We start from the raw sequence: 2,781 nt of genomic DNA on the forward strand, positions 1-2,781 counted from the left end.
CAGGAAAGGGTCTTCCTTTTTCTATGACCATCTTTCATCATAGCCGTTTACACAAACTATGTTACGCTCTCACCATTTATTAGTTTAGCAGATACAATTAAGATATCTATTAGGTCACAGGATAATGATGTGGATGTAGAGTTTGATCCTGCGTCTAATTCATTCTATATTGATACAGAAAAGAATCCTGACGCCTTCAAAGTCGATGATGAGGTAACGGTAACATTCTTGCATGACGCAACAGGTCTTAAAGAAACCAAAACCTTAACTGTTGTATCAGGTGCACATCTTGATAGCCTATCTTTAGGTGATGTTGAACTGCCTGAAGACACAAACATGATCACAGAAGATCTTGAAGGCGTGAAAGTGCCATATACGGCTCAGGATCAGTATGGTAACGAGATGAATCTAGAAGATAATGCTAATAATGTAGAAATGATTTCTTCTGATTCCAATATCGTGGATACAAGTGATGTAAGTTTTGTTACAGAAGATGACGAGACGAAATTGAACGTTGCCAAATTTGGAGATAAAACAGGAACAGCTACAATTACACTTCTAAACAAAGTGAATGGCGAAACAGCCACTGTTACATTTGATGTCAATGAAGAAGCTGGCACGCCATATGCTGTAACATTGGATGATTCAGCAACAAAAATCTCCAAAGGTGGTTCCAAAGTTGTTGGCTTGAATGTTATGGATAAATACGGCAATGAAGTCGATCCTGATGATTATGTTGGCAAAGATGACTTCACCTTAACTTCAACAAATGACAGTGTTGTTAACCCAGAGAATAAAATATTGGGGTCAGTCCCCCGCTGCTTTAAAGTGCTAAAGTGGACGGATAAAGCGGAAGTCCTGTGGAGAGAAAATCTCTGCAGGGCTTTTTCTTTTGGGTTACATAAATAGAGGTTATGGGAAAAACAAATGATTATACGGAAATGGATTTATTACATGCTACCGGCGGATGATTAGTTACGGTCTATCAACTGTTCCCGCTTTCAAATACATTAGGTAGAAGTGCGTAAAACTGTAATTTTGATTGCTATTTTGTGATATATCGGGGTCAGTCCCCCGCTTAACGATTCACCGTTAAAAAATAGGAGTATATCGGGGTCAGGTTAACTTGCTGAAAATTTTGTGAAGAATGATAAATGAAGTATTAATTTTTTGAATACGAAAAACATAGTAGGATTATCTTCCCGCTATGTCGAAAATATAAATGAAGTGATTAAATAGGGGGATTATGACATGTTAAAGAAATGGCTTGCAAGCGTGGGAATTGGAAGTGCAAAAGTTGATACACAGCTTGATAACGACCGGCTTGTACCGGGAGAAGAAGTCAGTGGAAAAATTGTTATTGAAGGTGGTAGCACCGAACAGCAGGTTGATCAGCTGAATTTGTTCTTGATGACGGAAGCAGTTCGAGAAGTAAACGACAGAAAAGTGCACGAGGACGTTAAGCTGGATTCTTTTGCTGTAGGTGATTCGTTTACCATTGGTGAAGGGGAAAGCAAGGAAATTGACTTCAGTTTCACGCTTCCTGTGCACACCCCACCTACGATAGGAAAAACGAGTGTATGGTTTCAGACTGGAATGGATGTGCCAAACGCAATCGATCCAAAAGACAAAGACTTTATTAACGTTGAGCCGCACCGGAATATGAATACCGTATTGGAAGCCTTGACAAATGAACTTGGATTTCGTATGCGTAAAGTGGAAATGGAGTATTCCAAACGTCATCGCTATGTTCAAGAGTTTGAGTTCATGCCGGGTAGCGATTTCCACGGTGATTTGGATGAATTGGAAGCAATGTTTTTTATGAAAGAGGACAGAGTCGAACTTATCCTTCAGGTTGACCGTCGTGCAAAAGGACTGGGCGGACTGCTTTCAGAAGCATTGGATATGGATGAAGATTTTATAAGTGTTTCATTCACAGATAGTGAAATCAACCAAGGTGTCCATTCAGTAGCAGACAAGCTAAGGACAACGATTCAGCAGTTCACTTAACATATAGGGGTCAGTCCCCCGCTGCTTTAAGGTGCTTCTATTTTACTAGAAAATGGTGGTCTTTTTTAATAACGTGTATCATTTATTTTCCATACTAGTCCCCACCGCCCGAACGGAACGGAAAACTGGATCGTTATCTTGGTAACGCCTAAATGAACGGTTTTGCGTTTCTTATGGTGAATGATAACAAATACATATAAGATCTCGAATTTTATCGTTAGCTATTTGTGGCAGTTCATAAAACTAGGGTTAAAAGTAAACACAAGATTATGGCTTTAAGAAGTCAATTGTCTCTTTATATCCATTACTACGAAAAGAAGCATCTCCCAACACCAAGAGCTAATCAAGCATTCAGACAACCATGGGTCTTTATTTCAAAAACATCCAGTATTTGGATATCAGTTCTTAACAAATCAAATGCAACATCCTCAAATCGCAGTTTTAAACTAGAGTACTAGAAAGTGGCAGGATAATACAATCCCTTGTCGAAGCTAGGTGAGGTGCTTATCACTTCCCTTTGTTTTCTATAGTTAATTGTCGTTTGATCCATTTCCAATCTTCCTCATTTAAATGAAAAAATTCACTCTTTTCCGTGGTATCGTATTGATTAACATGTCTTTTTTCTGCAAAAAGTTTATGAAACTTTTTCTCTACTTTTACTGGTTGATCGGTACGAATTAAGTGAATGACTTCTAAATTATAGGAGCATTCCTGTAATGAAAAAATTTGATGTGAAATCGACGAAAACGCCAAATGCATAAAAAAGTCCCC

Annotated in this window: 3 protein-coding genes; 2 read left to right on the forward strand and 1 reads right to left on the reverse strand. The window is 38.5% G+C overall.

Going from position 1 to position 2,781, the window contains the following annotated elements:
• Positions 1–129 precede the first annotated feature (129 nt).
• Complete coding sequence (locus ABDZ72_RS03045; protein ID WP_343751071.1) at positions 130–909, forward strand: hypothetical protein; 780 nt, start codon at positions 130–132, stop codon at positions 907–909.
• Positions 910–1,251: 342 nt separating this feature from the next.
• On the forward strand, positions 1,252–2,010 hold the full coding sequence (locus ABDZ72_RS03050) for a sporulation protein (protein ID WP_343751072.1): 759 nt from the start codon (positions 1,252–1,254) through the stop codon (positions 2,008–2,010).
• A 507-nt stretch (positions 2,011–2,517) separates the two neighbouring features.
• Here ABDZ72_RS03050 and ABDZ72_RS03055 read toward each other — a convergent pair.
• On the reverse strand, positions 2,518–2,781 hold a 264-nt coding region (locus ABDZ72_RS03055), incomplete at its 5' end, for a GIY-YIG nuclease family protein (RefSeq protein ID WP_343751073.1).

Origin of the sequence: Lentibacillus halophilus, from assembly GCF_039522485.1 — a bacterium.
Classification (GTDB): domain Bacteria; phylum Bacillota; class Bacilli; order Bacillales; family Amphibacillaceae; genus Lentibacillus; species Lentibacillus halophilus.

Excerpts from the sequence above, each read along its gene's own strand:
- ABDZ72_RS03050 (WP_343751072.1), top strand. The coding sequence starts at position 1,252 with ATGTTAAAGAAATGGCTTGCAAGCGTGGGAATTGGAAGTGCAAAAGTT.